The following is a 20696-nucleotide window of genomic DNA, read 5'->3' as shown; positions in this document are numbered from 1 at the left end:
GACGTATGCGGTATTAGCCTGGGTTTCCCCAGGTTATCCCCCACTACCGGGCAGATTCCTATGCATTACTCACCCGTCCGCCGCTCGCCACCAGGGAGCAAGCTCCCCGTGCTGCCGCTCGACTTGCATGTGTTAAGCCTGCCGCCAGCGTTCAATCTGAGCCATGATCAAACTCTTCAGTTAAAGTCTGATAGTCCTTGTCCTGCAATACAGGCAGCGGACCAAACTGGTTCAAGGTCAAACGTGCTTGACGCGTCGCTTGCCTCGAGTTAGGTGACTGCGTCACCCCTCGCCGACAAGCGCCCACATGAATTACCTGATCGATTGTTAAAGAGCGTCGCAACCGGGCCGATAACCGCATCAACCCTTGGTTTTATCAACCCACGCCCTGTCTGTGGGCGGCCTCGTTGCGAGAGAGGCGTATTCTACCGAACCGGGCGATGCTGTCAACCCTGGCGCGGTGCAAAAAGTCGATCCTTTCAAGTGACGATCATTTGGGCGAGCTCGACAAGAAGCTCTCGAAACTCATTGATCATCAAGGACTTGGCTTTTCAATACCGCCATCGACGAAGGCTCGTCGGCGGCAGCGGATGCGTACTCTACGGATCTCGGCGGACGCTGACAAGCCCCCGCGGTGAAAAAATTCTAGTCCAGGAAGCCGTGACGCGCCAAGATTGTTTTCGAAGAACGGGGCACCATGAGATCCAACGGCGCGGGTGGCCCCTCGAGCCACCCAGAGAAAGCGCCATGACCTCGATTCAGATGACGAACAGTGCCATGAATTCATTGACCGGTGTCGCCTCGAGCTGCCGCTGCTTCTTGCACAGATCGAAGATCTTTTGGCAGCGCCCGCTCGGAAAACGCGTCGCAAGGTTTGCCTTGAACTTCTCTTCCAGGAGGGGGATGCCTTCGACGCGTCGACGACGGTGACCGACCGGGTACTCGACGGCGACCTGTTCGGTCTTGCTGCCATCCTTGAAGAACACCTGCACGGCGTTGGCAATGGAACGCTTGTCGGCCTCCAGGTAGTCCCGGGTGTAGCGCTCATCCTCGACGACTTCCATCTTCTCGCGCAACTCGTCGATGATCGGATTGGCCTCGTGGAAACCGTCTTCGTAGTGCTCGGCCACCAGGTTGCCGAAAATCAGCGGCACCGCGGTCATGTACTGCAGGCAGTGATCGCGATCCGCCGGGTTGGCGAGCTCGCCGACCTTGGAAATGATGCGAATCGCCGACTCGTGGGTGGTGATGACGATCCTGTCGATCTCGTCCAGTCGATCCTTGACCTGCGGATGCAGCTGCACGGCGGCTTCACAGGCCGTCTGGGAGTGGAACTCCGCCGGGAATGAGATCTTGAACAGGATGTTTTCCATCACGTAGGTGCCGTACTCCTGAGAGAAGCTGAACTTGCGCTGACGCTCATCCTTGAGCTTCTGGTCCCGGTTGGTCTTCGAGAACAGTACATCGTAGAACCCCCATTGCGGGGCAGAGAGCACGCCCGGAATACCCATCTCGCCCTTGAGTGCGATATCCGCCAGCCTCACCCCTCGCGACGTGGCGTCACCAGCAGCCCAGGACTTGCGCGAGCCGGCATTGGGTGCATGACGGTAGGTACGTAGACTCTGGCCATCCACCCAGGCATGCGACAGGGCGGCAAGCAGCTGGTCCCGGTCGGCACCCATCAGCTTGGCAACCACGGCGGTCGTGGCAACCTTGACCAGCACCACGTGATCCAGACCGACGCGATTGAAGGAGTTTTCCAGGGCGATCACACCCTGGATCTCATGGGCCATGATCATGTTTTCGAGGACATCGCGCATGGTCAAGGGCGCCTTGCCCTCGGCGAGACGCTTCTGGGACAGGTGATCGGCGACCGCGAGAATTCCGCCAAGATTATCGGAAGGATGGCCCCATTCGGCGGCCAGCCAGGTATCATTGTAGTCCAACCAGCGAATGATGCAGCCGATGTCCCAGGCGGCCTTGACCGGATCGAGGCGAAACGAGGTGCCGGGTACACGGGCTCCATGCGGAACGGCGGTGCCTTCGACCAACGGCCCCAGGTGCTTGGTGCACTCCGGAAAGCGTAACGCCAGGAGGCCGCAGCCGAGCGTATCCATCAAGCAGTTGCGGGCGGTGTCCAAAGCCTCCTGGCTCTTGATCCTGTAATCGAGCACGTAGTCGGCGATCTTCTGCAGCTCTTCGTCGTACTCCGGGCGAACATTGGCTTCTACGTTGGCAGCCATCGGCGCAGCTCCTTGCCTTGGCGGACTGAAAAAACACGACGGCCCCTGGCATTGAGGCTTGAAGAAAGTATCGTCTCGACGCGCCCCGGATGCCAGGACGCATCGCGCTCAAAGGGTCACCTCTAGAACGCATCGCCGGGCACACGTACCCAGCCTTCCATCAGCACTCGCGCACTCCGACTCATGATCGCCTTGGTTGCCGCCCATTGCCCATCTGCCTGACGAGTTTCGGCGCCAACCTGCAGGGTGCCGGAAGGATGACCGAAGCACACCGAGGTGCGCTCTCCCCCGCCGGCGGCAAGGTTGACCAGGGTACCCGGTACCGCGGCCGCCACACCAATCGCCACCGCCGCGGTCCCCATCATGGCATGGTGCAGCTTGCCCATGGAGAGTGCGCGCACCAGCAGATCGATATCGCCTGCCGAAACCTGCTTGCCGCTGGAGGAGAGATAGTCACTCGGTGGCGCGACGAAGGCGACCTTCGGCGTGTGCTGGCGGTTGGCGGCTTCATCGACATGCTCGATCAGACCCATGCGCACCGCACCGCAAGCACGAATGGCCTCGAATCGCGCCAATGCCCTGGTATCGCTGTTGATTGCCTCCTGCAGTTCGGTACCGGTATAGCCGATATCCGCCGCATTGATGAAAATGGTCGGAATGCCGGCATTGATGAGCGTCGCCTTGAGCACGCCTCCTTCCACCACCTCTTCCGGCACCTCGAGTTCATCGACCACATTGCCGGTGGGAAACATCGCGCCTTCGCCATCGGCCGGGTCGGTGAACTCCACCGGCACCTCGGCGGCGGGAAAGGTCACCCCATCGAGCTCGAAGTCGCCGGTCTCCTGCACCTTGCCGTCGGTGATAGGCACCCGCGAGACGATGGTCTTGCCGATATTGGCCTGCCAGATGCGCACCGTCGCCACTCCGTTGTCGGGGATGCGCCCGGCGTCGATCAGTCCACTGGCAATGGCGAAAGGACCGACCGCTGCCGACAGATTGCCGCAGTTGCCACTCCAGTCGACGAACGGCTTGTCGATCGAGACCTGACCGAACAGGTAGTCGACATCGTGCTCGGTCGAATCGCTCCTGGATACAATGACCGTCTTGCTGGTGCTCGAGGTCGCGCCGCCCATGCCATCGACCTGTTTCTGGTAAGGGTCGGGGCTGCCGATGACCCGCATCAGCAGTGCGTCCCGGGCCGGCCCCATGGCCTGGGCAGCTTCGGGCAGGTCCTGTAGGCGAAAGAACACGCCCTTGCTGGTCCCGCCACGCATGTAGGTGGCGGGAATCCGGATCTGGGGAACCTGACTCATCAAGCCACCTCCTCGGCTTCGAGAAAATCCTGAGCGAAGCGCTGCAGCACGCCGCCGGCGGAATAGATGGTCACCTCTTCGGCGGTATCCAGGCGGCAGGTCACCGGCACCCGGTCCGTCTCGCCATTGTCGCGCTGGATGACCAGGATCAACTCCGACCGGGGAGCCGGCTCGCCTTCCACGTCGAAGGTCTCGGTACCGTCGATACCAAGGGTCTTGCGGGTGGTGCCCTCGTGGAATTGCAGCGGCAATACTCCCATGCCCACCAGGTTGGTACGATGGATGCGCTCGAAGCCCTCGGCGACGATGGCCTCCACCCCGGCCAGACGCACGCCCTTGGCGGCCCAGTCGCGGGAAGAGCCTTGGCCGTAGTCCGCGCCGGCGATGATGATCAGCGGCTGCTTGCGCTCCATGTAGGTCTCGATCGCCTCCCACATGCGCACCACCTTGCCCTCTGGCTCGACGCGTGCCAGCGACCCCTGGCGCACCTCGCCCCCGTCATCCCGCACCATCTCGTTGAAGAGCTTGGGATTGGCCAGCGTCGCCCGCTGGGCAGTCAGATGATCGCCGCGGTGGGTGGCATAGGAGTTGAAGTCCTCTTCCGGCAGGCCCATCTTGGCCAGGTATTCACCGGCCGCACTGGACGCCATGATCGCGTTGGAGGGCGACAGGTGGTCGGTGGTGATGTTGTCCCCCAGCACCGCCAGCGGTCGCAGGCCACGGAGGCTGGGCCTGGCTGCCAGGGCGCCCTCCCAGTAAGGCGGGCGACGAATGTAGGTGCTCATCTCGCGCCAGTCGTACAGCGGGCTCTTGGCCTCTTCCACCTTGCCCAGATCGAACATCGGGATGTAGACCTGCTTGAACTGCTCTGGCTTGACGCTCGCCTTGACGATGGCGTCGATCTCGTCGTCCGAGGGCCAGATGTCCTTCAAAGTGATCGGGTTGCCGTCGTGATCCTTGCCGAGTGCATCCTGCTCGATGTCGAAGCGCACGGTGCCGGCGATCGCATAAGCCACCACCAGCGGTGGCGAGGCCAGGAACGCCTGCTTGGCATAGGGATGGATGCGACCGTCGAAGTTGCGGTTACCCGAGAGCACGGCCGTGGCATACAGGTCGCGCTCGATGATCTCCTGCTGAATCGCCGGATCCAACGCGCCGCTCATGCCGTTGCAGGTGGTGCAGGCGTAGGCGACGATACCGAAGCCGAGCTTCTCGAGCTCCGGCAGCAGGCCGGCGTCTTCCAGGTACAGGCGCGCCACCTTGGACCCCGGGGCGAAGGAGGACTTCACCCAGGGCTTGCGCACCAGGCCCAGTTCGTTGGCCTTCTTCGCCAGCAGGCCGGCAGCCACGACGTTGCGGGGATTGGAGGTGTTGGTGCAGGAGGTGATGGCGGCGATGATCACGGCCCCGTCCGGCATCTTGCCCTCCTGCTCTTCGGCCAGTGCCTTGTCCAGGTCGACAGCAATGCCGCGATCGTGCAGGTCGGAGGTCGCCACCCGACGATGCGGATTGGACGGGCCGGCCACGTTGCGCACCACGCTCGACAGATCGAACTCCAGCACGCGCTCGTACTCGGCGTCCACCAGGCTGTCCGCCCACAGGCCGGTTTCCTTGGCATACTGCTCGACCAGTGCCACCTGCTCCGGCTCGCGACCGGTCAACCTGAGGTAGTCGATGGTCTGCTCATCGATGTAGAACATGCCGGCGGAAGCACCGAACTCCGGCGTCATGTTGGAGATGGTCGCCCGGTCACCGATGGTCAGGTCGGCCGCGCCCTCGCCAAAGAACTCCAGATAGGCCGAGACGACCCGTTCGTTGCGCAGGAACTCGGTGATCGCCAGCACGATGTCGGTGGCCGTGATGCCCGGCGGCCGCTTGCCGGTCAGCTTGACACCGACGATGTCCGGCAGGCGCATCATGGACGGACGACCCAGCATGACGGTTTCCGCTTCGAGCCCGCCGACGCCGATGGCAATCACGCCCAGGCAATCGATGTGCGGGGTGTGGCTGTCGGTGCCGACACAGGTGTCAGGAAAGGCCACGGACTTGCCCTGCTCATCGGCGCGCACCTGGATCACCGGCGACATCTTCTCCAGGTTGATCTGGTGCATGATGCCGTTGCCGGCCGGAATCACGTCCACATTCTCGAAGGCTGTCTTGGTCCAGTCGATGAAATGGAAGCGATCCTCGTTGCGGCGATCCTCGATGGCACGGTTCGCTTCGAACGCATCCTTCTCGAAACCGGCATGCTCGACCGCCAGTGAGTGGTCGACGATCAGTTGGGTCGGTACCACCGGATTGACCTTGGCGGGATCGCCCCCTTTCTCGGCGATGGCGTCGCGCAGACCGGCCAGATCGACCAGTGCGGTCTGGCCCAGAATGTCATGACACACGACGCGGGCCGGGTACCAGGGGAAATCCAGGTCACGCCGGCGTTCGATCAGCTGCTTGAGGGAGTCGGTCAGCATCGCCGGATCGCAGCGACGCACCAGCTGCTCGGCCAGCACACGCGACGTATAGGGCAGCCTGGCGTAGGCACCCGGCTGGATCGCCTCGACTGCCTCACGCGTATCGAAGTAATCAAGGTCGGTGCCGGGCAGGGGTTTGCGGTAGTCGGTATTCATCAAAGCGGGCATCCATTCATCGGATCGTTTTTAGATCGAAAATAGCCGTAGCGTTGCGCCACGGCCATGGATTTATTCTGATTCGGCCTCAGTCACGCTGATCTATCGGCAACCACTCCTGCTTCTCCGGCCCAGTGTAATCCGCGTTGGGCCGGATGATGCGGTTGTTTTCACGCTGCTCGAAGACATGGGCACACCAGCCGGTGAGCCGCGAGCAGACGAAGATCGGGGTGAACAGCTTGGTCGGAATGCCCATGAAGTAGTAGGCACTGGCATGGAAGAAGTCGGCGTTGCAGAACAGCTTCTTCTCGCGCCACATGACCTCCTCTACCCGCTCGGAGACGGGATAGAGCCGGTCGTCCCCTGCCTCCTTGGCGAGCTCTTTCGACCATTTCTTGATCATGGCATTGCGCGGATCGGAATCCCTATAGACCGCGTGGCCAAAGCCCATGATCTTCTCCTTGCGCTCGAGCATGCCGAGGATCTCGCGCTCGGCCTCGTCCGGCGACTGCCAGTTCTCGATCATGTCCATGGCCGCCTCGTTGGCACCGCCATGCAACGGTCCGCGCAGCGAACCGATGGCGCCGGTCACGCAGCTATGAATATCGGAAAGGGTCGATGCGCATACCCGGGCGGTGAAGGTCGAGGCATTGAATTCGTGCTCGGCGTAGAGGATCAGTGAGACGTTCATCACCCGGGCGTGCAGCTCCGAGGCCGGCTTGCCATGCAGCAGATGCAGGAAATGGCCGCCGATGGATTCATCGTCGGTATCGGTATCGATGCGCACGCCATCGTGGGAATAGCGATACCAGTAGTTGATGATGCCCGGAAACGCCGCCAGCATGCGATCGCTCTGGTCCTGCTGCTCATCGAAGCTCTTCTCGGTCTCGAGGTTACCGAGCATCGAGGCACCGGTACGCATCACATCCATCGGATGGGCGTCCGCGGGTATCTCCTCGAGCACCCGCTTCAGTGGCTCGGGCAGTCCACGCAGGCTCTTGAGCTTGACCACGTAGTCGTCGAGCTCCTGCTGGTTGGGCAGCTTTCCCTTCAGCAGCAGGTAGGCCACCTCCTCGAAACGCGCATGGTCGGCCAGATCGTGAATGTCGTAACCGCGGTAGGTCAGCCCGGAACCTTCCTTGCCCACGGTGCACAGCGCGGTGCTACCGGCGCTTTGCCCGCGCAGGCCAGCTCCGCTGGTCGCTTTCTCCGCCATGTTGCTCTCCTGTTTGATGGTGTATTGACGCTAGGTCATTAAGCCTGTCACTGGGCTTGGTCGCCGTCCTTCCCGGCGAAAAGCTCATCCAGCTTGCGCTCGAAGTCGTGGTAATCGAGGAATTCGTAGAGTTCGTCCCGGGTCTGCATGAGCTCGACGACGTCCTTCTGGTTGCCCTTCTCGAGGATATTGCGATAGACCTTGAGTGCCGCGGCATTCATCGCCCGGAAGGCAGAAAGCGGGTAGAGCACCATGCGACAGCCGACATCGCCCAGCTCCTGTTGCGTGAACAGCGGGGTAGCGCCGAACTCGGTAATATTGGCCAGGATCGGTGCATTCACCCCCTCACAGAAGGCCCGGTAGTCGTCCAGGGTGTGCACCGCCTCGGCGAAGATGGCATCGGCCCCTGCCTCTATGCAGGCATTCGCCCGATCGATGGCCGCCTCGAGCCCTTCCATCTGAAAGGCATCGGTACGAGCGATGAGATAGAAGGCCGGATCACGCTTGGCGTCCGCGGCAGCCTTGATGCGATCGACCATCTCCTGCTTGGAGACGATCGCCTTGTTGGGGCGGTGACCACAGCGTTTCTGGGCCACCTGGTCCTCGAGATGCACGGCGGCCACGCCGGCCCGTTCCATCTCCTTGATGGTGCGGGCGATGTTGAAGGCTCCGCCCCAGCCGGTGTCGATATCCACCAATAACGGCAACTCGCTGGCCGCGGTGATGCGGCGCGCGTCCTCCACCACGTCGTTCATGGTGGTCATCCCCAGGTCCGGCAGCCCGAAGGAGGCATTGGCCACCCCGCCACCCGATAGATAGAGGGCCTGATGACCGACCTTTTCCGCCATGAGAGCGGTGTAGGCATTGATGGTGCCGACGATGGGCAGCGGACGGTTGGCCTCGAGGGCGCTGCGAAAGCGCGCTCCTGGCGTCGCATGGGTCATGATGGAATCCTCTCGATGGGGGGCGGTAAACTCTTTTCCTGCTGGAGCACGGTGGCATAGCGACTGGCGACATTCTCGCGGGATGCACTGACGTGACGGCGCATCAACAATTCGGCAAGCTCTTCATCACCGGCCTCGATGGCGTCGACGATGCGGTGGTGCTCGACGAAGGCCCGCTGGGGTCGAGTGCCGCTGGCGCTGAATTGCGTGCGATAGAGTCTCACCAGATAGTAGAGGTCATCGCACAGCAGCATCGTCAGCATGCGGTTGTGACTGCCTTGAACGATGCGGTAATGAAAGTCGAGATCCCCTTCACGCTGGTAATAGGCCTCACCGCTTCTGAGATCGGCCTGACGCTCATGGAGCGCCAGCACGTCACGCAGCCCGGCAATTTCCTCGGCGGTCATGTGGCGCGCTGCCAACCTGGCTGCCATGCTTTCCAGCGCCTCGCGCACATCGAACAGTTCCAGCAGCTCCTGCATGGACAGCTTCACCACCCTGGCGCCGACATGGGGGACGCGCTCTATCAGGCGGTGCGTCTCGAGACGCCGCATGGCCTCGCGCAGGGGGCCCCGAGAAATGCCGTAGGTCTTGGACAGCCCAGGTTCGGTAATCTTGGCGCCCGGAGCCAGCTCACCACGCACGATGGCGTCCTGGAGCTGGTTGAACACCCGTTCGGCCAAGGTGCGAACTTCCGGTGCGGCGTTATCTTGCATGATCGGGCTCACGGTGATTGTCGACAATCATAAGGTTTATGAACTCTAGCCACCCTCTTCGCCCCGGTCAATAGCGCGCGGGGGAAGTTGCTCTACATCCTTAGGCGTATTCATCCTGATCCGGCGGGCTTTCATTGTCGACAATATGCCGCAGAAACAGTGTCCGTACCCCCGCTTCTGATTCCTGCGAGCGGGTGCGGACAAACCGGCCGAGGATGCCTAGAATGGTCCCCTTGCCAAGGAAACCATTTGCATGAGATCACGGCTCGACATCACGGCGCTCCCCTATCACCGCGACCCCCTGGCTCGCTTCGCCTCCCTGCGCCGACGGCCTGGCGCCGTCCTGCTCGACAGCGGCGCCCCCCAGGCGCCGGGGGGACGCTACGACATCCTCTCCTGCGATCCACTTGCCATCCTCGAGGTCGACGACAAGGGGCGCCTCTCCTGCGATACCGGGCCAACATCGTTCTCGACCCCCTTCGAGGCCCAGCAGGCCTTGCTCGACAGCCTCGACCTCGACGCCCCCTCCAGCGAGCTGCCGTTCCTGGGCGGACTGATCGGCTACTGGGGATATGATCTGGGACGTCAACTGGAGGAGTTGCCCGAGCACTCACGCGAGGCCACCACCCTGCCCCGCAGCCGTCTGGGCCTTTACGACTGGGCGCTGATCCACGATCACCGACGACGCGAGGCCTGGCTGGTGGCAACACCCGAGCGCCGCAGGCAGGTCCAGCAATGGCTGCTGGCCGACGCCCCCGCCTCGACACCTCCCTTTGCCTTGACGAGTCATTTTGCCGCCGAGATCGATCGCGTCGGCTACGGTCAGCGCTTCCGCGATGTCCAGGGCTATCTTCAGGCCGGGGACTGCTATCAGATCAACCTGGCCCAGCGTTTCAGCGCCGACTATCGCGGAGACCCCTGGCAGGCTTATCTGGCCCTGCGTCAGGCGACCCCGACCCCCTTCGCTGGATACATGGCCTGGCAGGACAAGGCCGTGCTGTCCCTTTCACCGGAACGCTTTCTCGAGGTGCGCGGAGGGCACGTGGAGACCCGTCCGATCAAGGGCACTCGACCTCGCGGCGACACGCCCGAAACGGACAGGGCCTTGATCGACGAACTGGTGCACAGCGCCAAGGATCGTGCCGAGAACGTGATGATCGTCGACCTGCTGCGCAACGACCTGGGCCGGGTCTGTCGACCGGGTAGCGTGCGCGTGCCGCAATTGTGCCGGCTGGAAAGCTACGCCAACGTCCATCATCTGGTCAGCATCGTGACGGGCGAGCTGGAGAATGGGCAGACACCATTGAACCTGCTCGCGGCCGCCTTTCCCGGCGGATCGATCACCGGCGCCCCCAAGGTACGCGCCATGCAGATCATCGATGAACTGGAGCCCAGCCGCCGCAGCGTGTATTGCGGCAGCCTGGGTTATGTCGACATCCGTGGCAGCATGGACACCTCGATCGCGATCCGCACGGTGCTGGCAGACGCCGGTCGCCTGCACCTGTGGGGCGGGGGCGGCCTGGTTGCCGACTCCCTGGAGGAGGCCGAGTATCGTGAAACCCTGGACAAGATCGGCCGGCTGATGGATGCCCTGGCCCAGGACACCAAGTGACTTCAGTGACCCCCGGCACGACGCACCGCGTCGACAGCATCGATCGCTACCTGGCACGGCGACGGTGGCATCTTCTGCTGCTTGCGGGCATGACGGCGCTCGTGCTGCTCACCTTTCTTGCCGATGTCGCCATCGGGCCGGGACGCTATTCGCTTGGCGAGGTCTTCAGCGCGTTGCTCTCCCCTGGGCAGGCCACGGACGTGCTTGCAGTCGTGGTGTGGGAAATACGCCTGCCGGTGGCGTCGATGGCTGTCTTGGTCGGCGGTGCCCTCGCCCTGGCCGGTGCCGAGATGCAGACCATCCTCGACAATCCATTGGCCGACCCTTTTACCCTGGGCATTTCGTCGGCGGCTAGCTTCGGCGCGGCCCTGGCGATCGTGCTCGGCTGGGGCCTGGTGCCTCTGGCCGGTACGCTGCTGGTCACCGGCAATGCCTTCGTGCTGGCCATGCTTGCCACGTTGAGCATCTGGGGCATCAGCCGCCTGCGCGGCGTGAGCGTGCAAACCATGGTGCTGATGGGGATCGCCATCATGTTCTTCTTCAATGCCCTGCTCGGGCTGATGCAGTATCTGGCATCCTCGGAAGCACTGCAGCAGCTTGTCTTCTGGTCCTTGGGCAGCCTGGCCAAGGCCAGCTGGGGCAAGGTCGGCCTGCTCCTGCTGAGCGTGGCGCTCTGCACGACCATCTTCTTGCAAGCCCGCTGGCGACTGACCGCGCTGCGCCTTGGCGACCTGCACGCCCGAGCCATGGGGATCGACGTCGGCCGACTGCGCATGACCGTGCTGCTATGCTGCTCGCTGCTGGCCGCGACCGCGGTGGCCTTCGCCGGCACCATCGGCTTCGTCGGCCTGGTCGGCCCTCACATCGCGCGGCTGCTGGTGGGCGAGGATCAGCGCATCTTCCTGCCCATGGCGGCCCTGTGCGGCGCCCTGATCATGTCGTTGACCTCGATCCTCTCGAAGACGCTGATACCCGGCATTCTCTTTCCGGTAGGCATCGTCACCGCCCTGATCGGCCTGCCCTTTTTCGTCTCGTTGATACTCAGGAGTCGCAAGGAGCTCTGGTGACATGAGTCTGACCGTCAATCATCTGAGCTGTCTCATGGGCGGCAGGCTGATCCTCGAGAATATCGATGGCCTGGTGGCAAGGCCCGGTGAAATCACGGCGTTGATCGGACCGAATGGAGCCGGCAAGTCGACACTGCTCAAGGGTATCGCCGGACTGGAGCACGTGGCCGCCGGCAGCAGGATTACCCTCGATGGCCAGGCGCTGGGCAACTCCGCTCTCGCCCCCCGTGCCGAGCACCTCTACTACCTGCCCCAGCAGCTTGGTTCGAGTTCGGCCCTCAACGTGTTCGAGGCAATTCTTCTGGCCCGGCGGACCCGGCGAAAGGAAAGCGGCCGACAGGGGCTTTATCGGGTGCGCGACATGCTGCGCGCCCTGGAACTCGAGGAAATGGCCGAGCGCCCGCTGGCCACCTTGTCGGGAGGAGAACGCCAACGGGTGGCGCTTGCCCAGGCGATGGTGCGCGAACCCCGAGCACTGCTGCTCGATGAGCCCACCAGCGCACTCGACCTGCATCACCAGCTGCAGGTGCTGGATTGGCTGTCCCGCCGGGCGCAAGAGACTTCGACGATCGTGGTCATGGCGATTCACGACCTCAGCCTGGCGGCGCGCTTCGCCGCACACCTGTGGGTGCTCAAGGAGGGACACGGGGTCGCCTGCGGCTCGCCGGGTGACGTTCTCACCCCGGCACGCCTGCGAGAAGTCTACGCCATCGAGGCGCATGTCGAATGGCCGGAGAACGAGCCTCCCCGGATCACCCCCCTGACCGCCACGCGCCGACTGGGCATATAAGCACCGAACCAAAGAATATTGGGGCGATGGCATCCCCCTTTGCTAGGGTATTGCCATTCCGATCTCGGCAACGCCGTGCAGCAATCTTCAGGAGTGTCGTATGAATCTCGACATAGACGCCATCAACCTGCAATTCAGCGAGGATCCTGAAGGACTCATCCGCTGGGCAGTGAGCCTCGACAAACGCGCCATCTGCACCACCAACTTCCGTCCCTTCGAAGCCGTGATCCTGCATATGGTCACCCGGGCAAGACCAGACATCCCCATTGTATGGATGGATTCAGGCTATAACACCAAAGCCACCTACCGCTTCGCCGACGAGCTCACCCGGCGTCTTGCGCTGAACCTCCACATCTACCACCCGCGTCGCACCCGTGCCCATCGCGAAGCACTGGAAGGTGCCGCACCGCCGATCGACGACCCCCGACACGCGGCCTTCACCGAGGAAGTGAAGCTGGAACCCTTCCAGCGCGCTCTGCGCGAGATGGCTCCCCAGGTGTGGTTCACCGCCCTGCGCGCCGAGGACACCACCCAGCGCGCCCGGATGCAGCCGGTATCGATCAATGCCGACGGGCTACTCAAGATCGCCCCGTTGCTGCACTGGAACTCGCGGGACCTGTACCGGTACCTGCAGGAACAGGACCTGCCGAACAACTTCGACTATTACGACCCCACCAAGGTCGAAGAAACGCGCGAATGCGGGCTACATCTTCAGCACTAGCCCAGCAAGTCAACGTACCGGCAGCTCGACATCGCCGAACAAGGAGTGTTCGCTCCTGGGCCCTGCCGCAAGGGCCGTATCTACGGTATCGCGATCGAGATGGGGGGCGAAGCGCTGCACGAAATCGTACATGTAGCCACGCATGAAGGTACCGCGCCGAATGGCGATCTTGGTCGTCGAGCTCTCGAAGAGATGGCTGGCATCAATGGGTACCAGATCGACGTCGACATCCGCGTCTACCGCCATGTGGGCAACGATACCAACCCCCAGGCCGAGGCGCACATAAGTCTTGATCACATCCGCATCCGCCGCCGTCAGCACCACATTGGGCTTCAGACCCCGACTGCGGAAGGCATCGTCCAGCTGGGAGCGGCCGGTGAACCCGAACACATAGGTCACCAAGGGATACTCCGCCAACCCCTCGAGGGTCAGTTCATCGACCTGGGTCAGGGGGTGGCCCCTGGGGACCAGCACACACCGGTTCCAGCGATAGCAGGGCAGCAGCACGAGGTCGTTGAAAAGCTCGAGCGCCTCGGTGCAGATGGCGAAATCCGCCTGCCCCTCACTCACCATCTGAGCAATCTGCTTGGGCGTGCCTTGCTGCATGTGCAACGCCACATCCGGGTACTTGCGGGTGAACTCGCTGATCACGGGTGGCAGCGCATACCGTGCCTGGGTGTGGGTGGTGGCGATGGAGAGACTCCCCCGACGTTCGTTGCTATGCTCCTGAGCCACCTGCTTGATGATGTCGACCGTGCGCAACACTTCACCGGCCAGGTCGACAATCGCCTGGCCAGCCGGCGTGATGCGAGTGAGGTGCTTGCCACTGCGGGCAAATATCTCGACGCCAAGCTCATCTTCCAGTAAACGAATCTGCTTGGATATCCCCGGTTGGGAGGTGAACAGGCTTTGGGCCGTGGCCGAGACATTGAGATTGTGCCGACTGACTTCCCAGATGTAGCGTAGCTGTTGCAGCTTCATACCCGAGGCGACTCCCACTGAAGGCATGGTCCAGATATCCGCCAGACTAATGCCATAAAGAAATAAAGTTCTTTTAAATAATTACCTTATCGCATATGAGGCATCATAGCCGGCAGGCACGACGCGAGCAAGGCCCGTCGCATCGACACTTTCTAATAGGCCATACCTATCGATCGACATGCTGAAGCTCATTTGCCAGCAAGAGAGACGGACGCTACCATCTGCCCATCACGCTAAACGCAGCGCCAGCAATTTGGAGATCTTCATGGCTAACAGTATCGATGTCACCGCCGCCAACTTCGAGCAGGAAGTACTCAATGCCGACACGGCGGTACTGCTGAAGTTCTGGGCGCCCTGGTGTGGGCCTTGCAAGATGATGGCGCCCGTGGTCGACGAAGTTGCCGACGAGAAAGGCGACAATCTCAAGGTCGTGAGCATCAACGTCGACGATGCCCCTGAAATTGCCGCTGAGCATGGGGTGCGAGGGGTACCCACGGTCATGCTCTTTAAGTCGGGGGCCAAGGTGGCGTCACTGGTGGGCGCCCAGTCAAAGTCCCAACTGACCCAGTTCATCGATCAAAATGCCTGATTGAGCATTCTGCATGACCTCGACCGCCCTGCGTGATGCACGCAGGGCGGCACTGTTTGAGGCCTGTAAAAACCGATGGCGCCAAGTCACTGCTCCTTGTCATTCGCTTTTGCGCCGACGCCCCACCCTGCCGCCCATCACCCTCGCCAACCAAGCAGTCTCTGGATGACTGTTCAGCGCGATCTTCAACGTCATGGTCAACGGCACTGCCATCAGCATGCCGACCGGACCCAGTATCCAGCCCCAGATCACGAGTGACATGAAGGCTGCCAACGTCGACAGCCCGAGAGTCTGCCCCATGATGCGCGGTTCGATGAGATTGCCGATGACGAAGTTGACGATCAGATAGGCCAACGCCAATATTCCGGCCTCGATCACGCCGCCTTCCGGCGTCACCAAGGTGAGCAGCACCGCCGGTATCGCGGCCAAGGCAGAACCGATATTCGGAATGAAGTTCAGCAGGAACGCAAGGGTCGCGAAGAGCAAGGGAAAGCCCGAGCCGACGGCCCAGCAGGCGATGAAGATCAAGACGCCGGTGACCAGGCTGATCAGCGTCTTGACGGCCAGGTAACGCTTCAGGTTGTAACTGAATTCGTTGAAGCGGCGCAGACTGGGTGCGGGGTCCTCCAGGGCCACGGCGAACTTCGCGCGAAAACTCAATGTTTCGAAGAGCATGAACCCTACCAAGAGCATGATCAGCAGGCTCTGGGACAACAGGGTAGCAATACTCTCGAGAAAGAGAGGCATGTAACTGCCAAGCGTCGACAGGTCAAGCCAGCGGGAAATGCTCTCCGGCTGCAGATACCCCCCGAGTGAAGGCATCCAGCCTATCACCAGATAATATTGGCCCACCAGCTGTTCGCGCAGGTCGGGCAATGCCTGCATGAACGCGGCGATGCTGCCCCCGAGCAGCACACTCAAGAACATCACGAACAGGCCGAAGACCAGCAGGGTGATCACGATCGCCGTATGGCGCCCCAACCCGCAATGGTGAAGCCACTGTACCGGCGCGCTGCAGATGACGGCGATGAACAAGGAAAGAATCAATGGGACCAGTAGATCGGCACCCAACCGCATGCCCGCGATGATGACCACCAGGGCGGCTAGTGCCACCAGAAGGTTGAGCGGTATATCGCGTTCGGGAAGGAGTTTCTGGTTTTCGCCGTTCTCGTCGTTTTCCATGACAGCTTTCCTGGCACTCTGTTGTCGCTATCATGACGGCATGATGGCCCGGCGACAAATGGTGACACCCACCAATGGAAAAGGTGGGCACAAGGCCCACCCGAGAGAAGCCATCGTATCGGCCTTATATTTCGAATCCCAGCCCGAAATCCTCGGCAGACAGCGCCATCAGCGAAGCGCCTCCGGCACGGATCATCTCGACGTGGCCACGGGTGCGCGGCAGCAAGCGCTGGAAGTAGAACCGGGCCGTGTCAAGCTTGGCCCGGTAGAAAGCAGACTCACCATCGTTCGAAGCCAGCGCCTGGGCAGAGACACGGGCCGCGCGCGCCCATAGGTAGGCCAGGGTGACATAGCCGGAATAGAGCAGGTAATCGACGCTGGCCGCTCCGACTTCCTCCCGATCCTGCATGGCCTTCATGCCTATTGCCATGGTCAGTTCACCCCATTCGCCGTTGAGTCTGGCCAGCGGCTCGATGAACGCCTTGAGTTCGGCGTTATCGGCCTCAGCCTGGCAGAACTTATGGATCTCCTTGGTGAACATCTTGAGCGTTTCGCCCTGGCTCATCAGCACCTTGCGACCGAGCAGGTCCAGCGCCTGGATCCCGGTCGTGCCCTCGTAGAGTCGGGTGATGCGTGCGTCGCGCACGAACTGCTCCATCCCCCACTCCTGGACGAACCCGTGCCCACCGAAGATCTGCATGCCTTCGTTGGTGGCTTCGAACCCCAGCTCGGTGAGGAAAGCCTTGACGATGGGCGTCAGCAGGCTCAACAGCGTTTCGGCGCGCTCGCGCTCGGCGGCGTCGCTTCCGTGTTCGGTGATATCCACCAGTTGCGCCGCATACATGACCAGCATGCGCCCGCCCTCGGCCAGCGCCTTCTGGGTCAGCAGCATGCGCCGCACATCCGGGTGGACGATGATCGGGTCGGCCGGCTTGTCCGGGGCCCTGGGGCCCGACAGGGCACGCATCTGCAGGCGATCCCGGGCGTAGGCCAGCGAATTCTGGAAGCTGGCTTCCATCAGCCCCAGCCCCTGAACCCCGACACCGATCCGGGCCACGTTCATCATCGTGAACATGCAGGCAAGCCCCTTGTTGGGTGCTCCCACCAGGAAACCGGTAGCCTCATCGAAGTTCATCACGCAGGTGGCGTTGGCATGGATGCCCATCTTGTGCTCCAGGGAGCCACAGGTAACGCCATTGCGCTCGCCGGGGTTGCCTTCGGCATCCGGCAGGAACTTGGGCACGACAAACAACGAGATGCCCTTCGAGCCTTCCGGCGCATCCGGCAGCTTGGCCAGTACCAGGTGCACGATATTCTCGGCCAGGTCATGTTCGCCGGCGGAGATGAATATCTTGGTACCGGTGATTCGATAGGCCCCTTCGCCATCAGGAGTCGCGCGGGTCTTGATCAGCCCCAGATCGGTGCCGCAGTGAGGCTCGGTGAGGCACATGGTGCCGGTCCAGATACCCTCGACCAGCTTCGTGAGGTAGGTCGCTTTCTGCTCGTCGCTGCCATGTTGATGCAACGCATCCGCCGCGCCGTGGGACAGGCCGGGATACATGCCCCAGGCCAGGTTGCTCGAGCAGATCATTTCCGAAAGCGCCATGCCCAGGGACGCCGGCAAGCCCTGTCCCCCATGGTCGGGATCGGAAGAGAGACCCGGCCAGCCACCTTCGACGTAGTGCGCATAGGCCTGCTTGAAGCCCTTGGGTGTTCTGACCTCGCCCCCTTCCAGGTGGCAGCCCTCGTGATCGCCACTGCGATTGAGGGGCAGCAGCACCTCGCGGGCGAAGCGCCCGCCCTCCTCGAGAATGGCGCCGACGATGTCCGGCGAGGCATCGTCGCCCTTGCCGATACGGGCATAGTGACTGGGGTAATCCAGCATCTCGTCCATGACGAAACGCAGATCACGCAACGGGGCCTGATAATCGGGCATGTTGAACACTCCTGAATGATGGGCAAGGCGGCAGACGCCGCTATCAAACGTGCGTTTGAAACTATGCCAGCAAGCCCATCAAGTCAAGCGTTCGTTTTAATCTGGCTTGGCGTAAAAAACTGCCTCGCCTCTCCCGAGCCATGCCCGCCCTACTGCATGCGAATCCCCCCGTCCAGGCGAATCACCTCGCCGTTGAGCATGGTGTTGGTCACGATCTGCTCGGCCAGTGCGGCGAACTCCGCAGCCTTGCCGAGTCGCTTGGGAAACGGCACCGCCGCGGAGAGCGCAGACACCGCATCCTCGGGGATACCGCTCATCATCGGCGTCTCGAACACCCCGGGGGCGATGGTCATCACCCGAATCCCTTGGCGAGACAACTCCCGTGCCAACGGCAGCGTCATGCCTGCCACGCCAGCCTTGGAGGCGCTATAGGCGGCTTGGCCCACCTGGCCGTCGAAGGCCGCGATGGAGGCGGTATCGATGATGATGCCCCGCTCGCCGTCCTCGCCCTCCGGCGGATTCCCGGCCATCGCCGCGGCAGCCAAACGCAGCACGTTGAAGGTACCCACCAGGTTGATGTTGACGGTCTTGGCAAACGCCTCGAGATCGGCGGGATTGCCCTCCCGGTCCAGCAGCTTGGCCACGCTGACCACCCCGGCACAATGCACCACGCCATGCAGCCCACCGAGGGACACGGCGCGATCCACGGCGACCTGTATGTCGTCGGCGCTCGTGATGTCCCCCTGACAGGCGATCGCCGACTCTCCCAGTCGGGAAGCGATGGCCTCGACGGCGTCACTCAGATCGCACAGCACGACCCTGGCGCCACCGGCGACCAGGCGCTCGGCGGTGGCGGCTCCAAGACCAGAGGCGGCACCGGTGATCAGGAAGTTATGGTCTTGCACTTGCATCAGGTTGTCTCCCTATTGTCGTCGGCGGCTTGAGCGCGCAGCTTGAAGCGCTGGATCTTGCCGCTGGGGGTCTTGGGCAGGGTCTCGACGAACTCGATCTCGCGAGGGTAGGCATGGGACGAAAGGCGCTCGCGTACCCGCTGGCGAATCTCGTCGGCCAGGGCCTCGCTGGGTTCGAAACCATTTCGCAATACCACGTAGGACTTGATCACCTCGCCGCGTATCGAATCCGGTTTGCCCACCGCCGCCGATTCCGCCACGGCGGGATGGGTCATCACGGTGTTCTCCACGTCGGTGGGGCCGACCCGGTAACCGGCGGTGGTGATGATGTCATCGTTGCGCCCGGCAAAGCAGAAGGTGCCGTCGGCCTCGCGCACGACCACGTCGCCGGTCAGGTAGTAGCCTTCGGCGAAGGGCTCCTTCTCCTGCCAGGTGTAGCCGGGGAAGAAGTGAGCCGGCGAGGCGGCGATGTCCACGCCCAGCACGCCGGGTTCGCCGACCGGGAGCTCGTTGTACTCGGCGTCGAGCACCGCCAGACGATAACCGGGCAACGGCATGCCCATGCCGCCGACCGGCTTCGGATGCTCCAGGGCATGATGATTGCAGCAGGTCATGCCGGTTTCGGTCTGACCGTAGTGATCCATGACCCGGCAGCCCAGCGCGCGCTCGACCCAGCTCACCACTTCGGTATTCAGCGGTTCGCCGGCGGAACTCGCAACCCGTAGCGAGAGTTGTTCCGACGCCTCGTCGAACAGGCCCGAGGCCTTCATCAGCCGGTAGGCGGTAGGCGCCGCGGCGAAGTTGGTAATGCCATGCTTGATCATGAAATTCAGGGCGCCCTGGGCATCGAAGGCCGCCTCGCAGAAGTGCGTGGTGGCACCGAGCAGCAGCGGGCCGGTGATGGCGTAGTAGAGCCCGTAGGCCCAGCCCGGATCGGCCATGTTCCAGAAACGGTCCTCCACCCGCAGGTCGATGGCCAGTTCCATGTAGAGCGCGAAGGCCGGCAGCGCGGAGAGTGGCACGGCCACCCCCTTGGGCTTGCCCACGGTGCCGGAAGTGAACATCTGCAGGAAGGGTGCCCGAGGGTCGAGACGCGGCGGTTGCGTCTCGATCGCCGGATGGGCGCTGGCGGCCTTCCAATCGAGATCTTCCGTATGCTTCCGATCGGCGCCCCCGACGCACAGCACCGGCGGGCACTGGCTCAGATCGTCGAACTTGTGGCGGTTGGGACGATCGGTGATCACCAGCCGGGTGTCGGCGCGGGCCAGCCGAAAATCCACGGCATCCGGACCGAAGGCGGTGAACAGCGGCTGATAGACGGCACCGATACGCCAGGTTGCCAGCACGGCGATCATCAACTCGGGGGTGCGCGGCAGCATGCAGGCGATCCGGTCGCCCTCCCCCAACCCCGCCGCCTGGAACCATCCCGCAAGACGCGCACTGGCTGCCTCCAGATCAGCGTAGCTGAGGGAGGTCACCTGGCCTTGGGTGTCCTCGTGCACCAGGGCGGTGCGCTCACCATTGCCCTCGCGAAGATGACGGGCGCAGCAGGCATCGAAGGCGTTCAGTCGTCCATCGCGATGATCATCCAGTCTGGCCACCACCTGATCGAGCGAGAAGCCATCCAGATAGGCCGTATAATCCTGAAGCGCTGTTGTCATTGTTCGCCCCCCTGTTTTTCGTTAACGTAAACGTCAATCTTGGTTGCCAGCAGTTTGCCCGCTGGAGACTGCCTCGTAAACCCTGATAATAGCGTAGTGTGCGCACAAGCCCGCTCCGGGGGAACGCCTCTTCGACGAACGGACGAGCATCCCCCGCAACCACTGCTTGTGGGCGCGGCAGCGGTTCACT

At 62.5% G+C, this 20696-nt stretch carries 15 protein-coding genes, 1 rRNA gene and 1 pseudogene; 5 read left to right on the top strand and 12 right to left on the bottom strand.

The window, feature by feature from the left end:
• From BUA41_RS08855 to BUA41_RS08825, 7 genes are all read right to left on the bottom strand, one after another.
• A 16S ribosomal RNA gene (locus tag BUA41_RS08855) occupies window positions 1-183 on the bottom strand; the annotation flags it as partial.
• Window positions 184-758: 575 nt separating this feature from the next.
• The gene (gene prpD, locus BUA41_RS08850) at window positions 759-2243 is read right to left on the bottom strand and encodes a 2-methylcitrate dehydratase (RefSeq protein ID WP_072821861.1); all 1485 of its coding nucleotides are present in this window, start codon (window positions 2241-2243) and stop codon (window positions 759-761) included.
• A 122-nt stretch (window positions 2244-2365) separates the two neighbouring features.
• Complete coding sequence (gene prpF, locus BUA41_RS08845; protein ID WP_072821859.1) at window positions 2366-3556, bottom strand: 2-methylaconitate cis-trans isomerase PrpF; 1191 nt, start codon at window positions 3554-3556, stop codon at window positions 2366-2368.
• The gene (gene acnD / locus BUA41_RS08840; RefSeq protein WP_072821857.1) at window positions 3556-6180 is read right to left on the bottom strand and encodes a Fe/S-dependent 2-methylisocitrate dehydratase AcnD; all 2625 of its coding nucleotides are present in this window, start codon (window positions 6178-6180) and stop codon (window positions 3556-3558) included. The genes prpF and acnD overlap by 1 nt, the downstream gene beginning before the upstream one ends.
• An 88-nt stretch (window positions 6181-6268) precedes the next feature.
• Window positions 6269-7396: a bifunctional 2-methylcitrate synthase/citrate synthase gene (prpC, locus tag BUA41_RS08835; protein WP_072821855.1), complete on the bottom strand. Its 1128-nt coding sequence runs from the start codon at window positions 7394-7396 to the stop codon at window positions 6269-6271.
• 47 nt (window positions 7397-7443) lie between these two features.
• The gene (gene prpB / locus BUA41_RS08830) at window positions 7444-8340 is read right to left on the bottom strand and encodes a methylisocitrate lyase (RefSeq protein ID WP_072821853.1); all 897 of its coding nucleotides are present in this window, start codon (window positions 8338-8340) and stop codon (window positions 7444-7446) included.
• Complete coding sequence (locus BUA41_RS08825) at window positions 8337-9056, bottom strand: GntR family transcriptional regulator (protein ID WP_072821851.1); 720 nt, start codon at window positions 9054-9056, stop codon at window positions 8337-8339. Before BUA41_RS08825 ends, prpB begins: the two co-directional genes overlap by 4 nt.
• Before the next feature lie 253 nt (window positions 9057-9309).
• Between BUA41_RS08825 and pabB the strand changes: the two genes are divergently transcribed.
• The 4 genes and pseudogenes from pabB to BUA41_RS08805 all read left to right on the top strand — a co-directional run bounded on the left by pabB (window position 9310) and on the right by BUA41_RS08805 (window position 13246).
• Window positions 9310-10668 carry an aminodeoxychorismate synthase component I gene (gene pabB, locus BUA41_RS08820; RefSeq protein ID WP_072821849.1) on the top strand — a complete coding sequence of 453 codons (1359 nt, stop codon included), beginning with the start codon at window positions 9310-9312 and terminating at the stop codon, window positions 10666-10668.
• Complete coding sequence (locus BUA41_RS08815; protein ID WP_072821847.1) at window positions 10665-11735, top strand: FecCD family ABC transporter permease; 1071 nt, start codon at window positions 10665-10667, stop codon at window positions 11733-11735. Before pabB ends, BUA41_RS08815 begins: the two co-directional genes overlap by 4 nt.
• Window positions 11736-11811: 76 nt before the next feature.
• A pseudogene (locus BUA41_RS08810) lies at window positions 11812-12525 on the top strand (ABC transporter ATP-binding protein); the annotation flags it as partial.
• 100 nt (window positions 12526-12625) lie between these two features.
• Window positions 12626-13246 (top strand): phosphoadenosine phosphosulfate reductase domain-containing protein, encoded by a 621-nt coding sequence (locus BUA41_RS08805; RefSeq protein WP_072821843.1) that lies wholly within the window; start codon window positions 12626-12628, stop codon window positions 13244-13246.
• 9 nt (window positions 13247-13255) lie between these two features.
• On the opposite strand, the gene cysB is transcribed toward BUA41_RS08805, so the two are convergent.
• Entirely contained in the window at window positions 13256-14227 is a 972-nt protein-coding gene (cysB, locus tag BUA41_RS08800) for an HTH-type transcriptional regulator CysB (protein ID WP_072821841.1), read from the bottom strand.
• A 265-nt stretch (window positions 14228-14492) separates the two neighbouring features.
• On the opposite strand from cysB, the gene trxA reads away from it, so the two are divergent.
• On the top strand, window positions 14493-14816 hold the full coding sequence (trxA, locus tag BUA41_RS08795) for a thioredoxin (protein WP_072821839.1): 324 nt from the start codon (window positions 14493-14495) through the stop codon (window positions 14814-14816).
• A gap of 99 nt (window positions 14817-14915) precedes the next feature.
• Here the strand turns inward: trxA and BUA41_RS08790 are convergent, their stop codons facing one another.
• The 4 genes from BUA41_RS08790 to BUA41_RS08775 form a co-directional block, all read right to left on the bottom strand.
• Window positions 14916-15998, bottom strand: coding sequence for an AI-2E family transporter (locus BUA41_RS08790; protein ID WP_072821837.1), 1083 nt, complete (start codon window positions 15996-15998; stop codon window positions 14916-14918).
• Window positions 15999-16122: 124 nt separating this feature from the next.
• Window positions 16123-17934, bottom strand: coding sequence for an acyl-CoA dehydrogenase C-terminal domain-containing protein (locus tag BUA41_RS08785; protein ID WP_072821835.1), 1812 nt, complete (start codon window positions 17932-17934; stop codon window positions 16123-16125).
• Window positions 17935-18083: 149 nt separating this feature from the next.
• Window positions 18084-18845 carry an SDR family NAD(P)-dependent oxidoreductase gene (locus tag BUA41_RS08780; protein WP_072821833.1) on the bottom strand — a complete coding sequence of 254 codons (762 nt, stop codon included), beginning with the start codon at window positions 18843-18845 and terminating at the stop codon, window positions 18084-18086.
• Window positions 18845-20506, bottom strand: coding sequence for an AMP-binding protein (locus BUA41_RS08775; RefSeq protein WP_072821831.1), 1662 nt, complete (start codon window positions 20504-20506; stop codon window positions 18845-18847). The genes BUA41_RS08780 and BUA41_RS08775 overlap by 1 nt, the downstream gene beginning before the upstream one ends.
• Window positions 20507-20696 lie beyond the last annotated feature (190 nt).

It is taken from the genome of Modicisalibacter ilicicola DSM 19980 (assembly GCF_900128925.1).
GTDB classification, from domain to species: domain Bacteria; phylum Pseudomonadota; class Gammaproteobacteria; order Pseudomonadales; family Halomonadaceae; genus Modicisalibacter; species Modicisalibacter ilicicola.
This window is presented reverse-complemented; position numbering and strand designations above follow the sequence as displayed.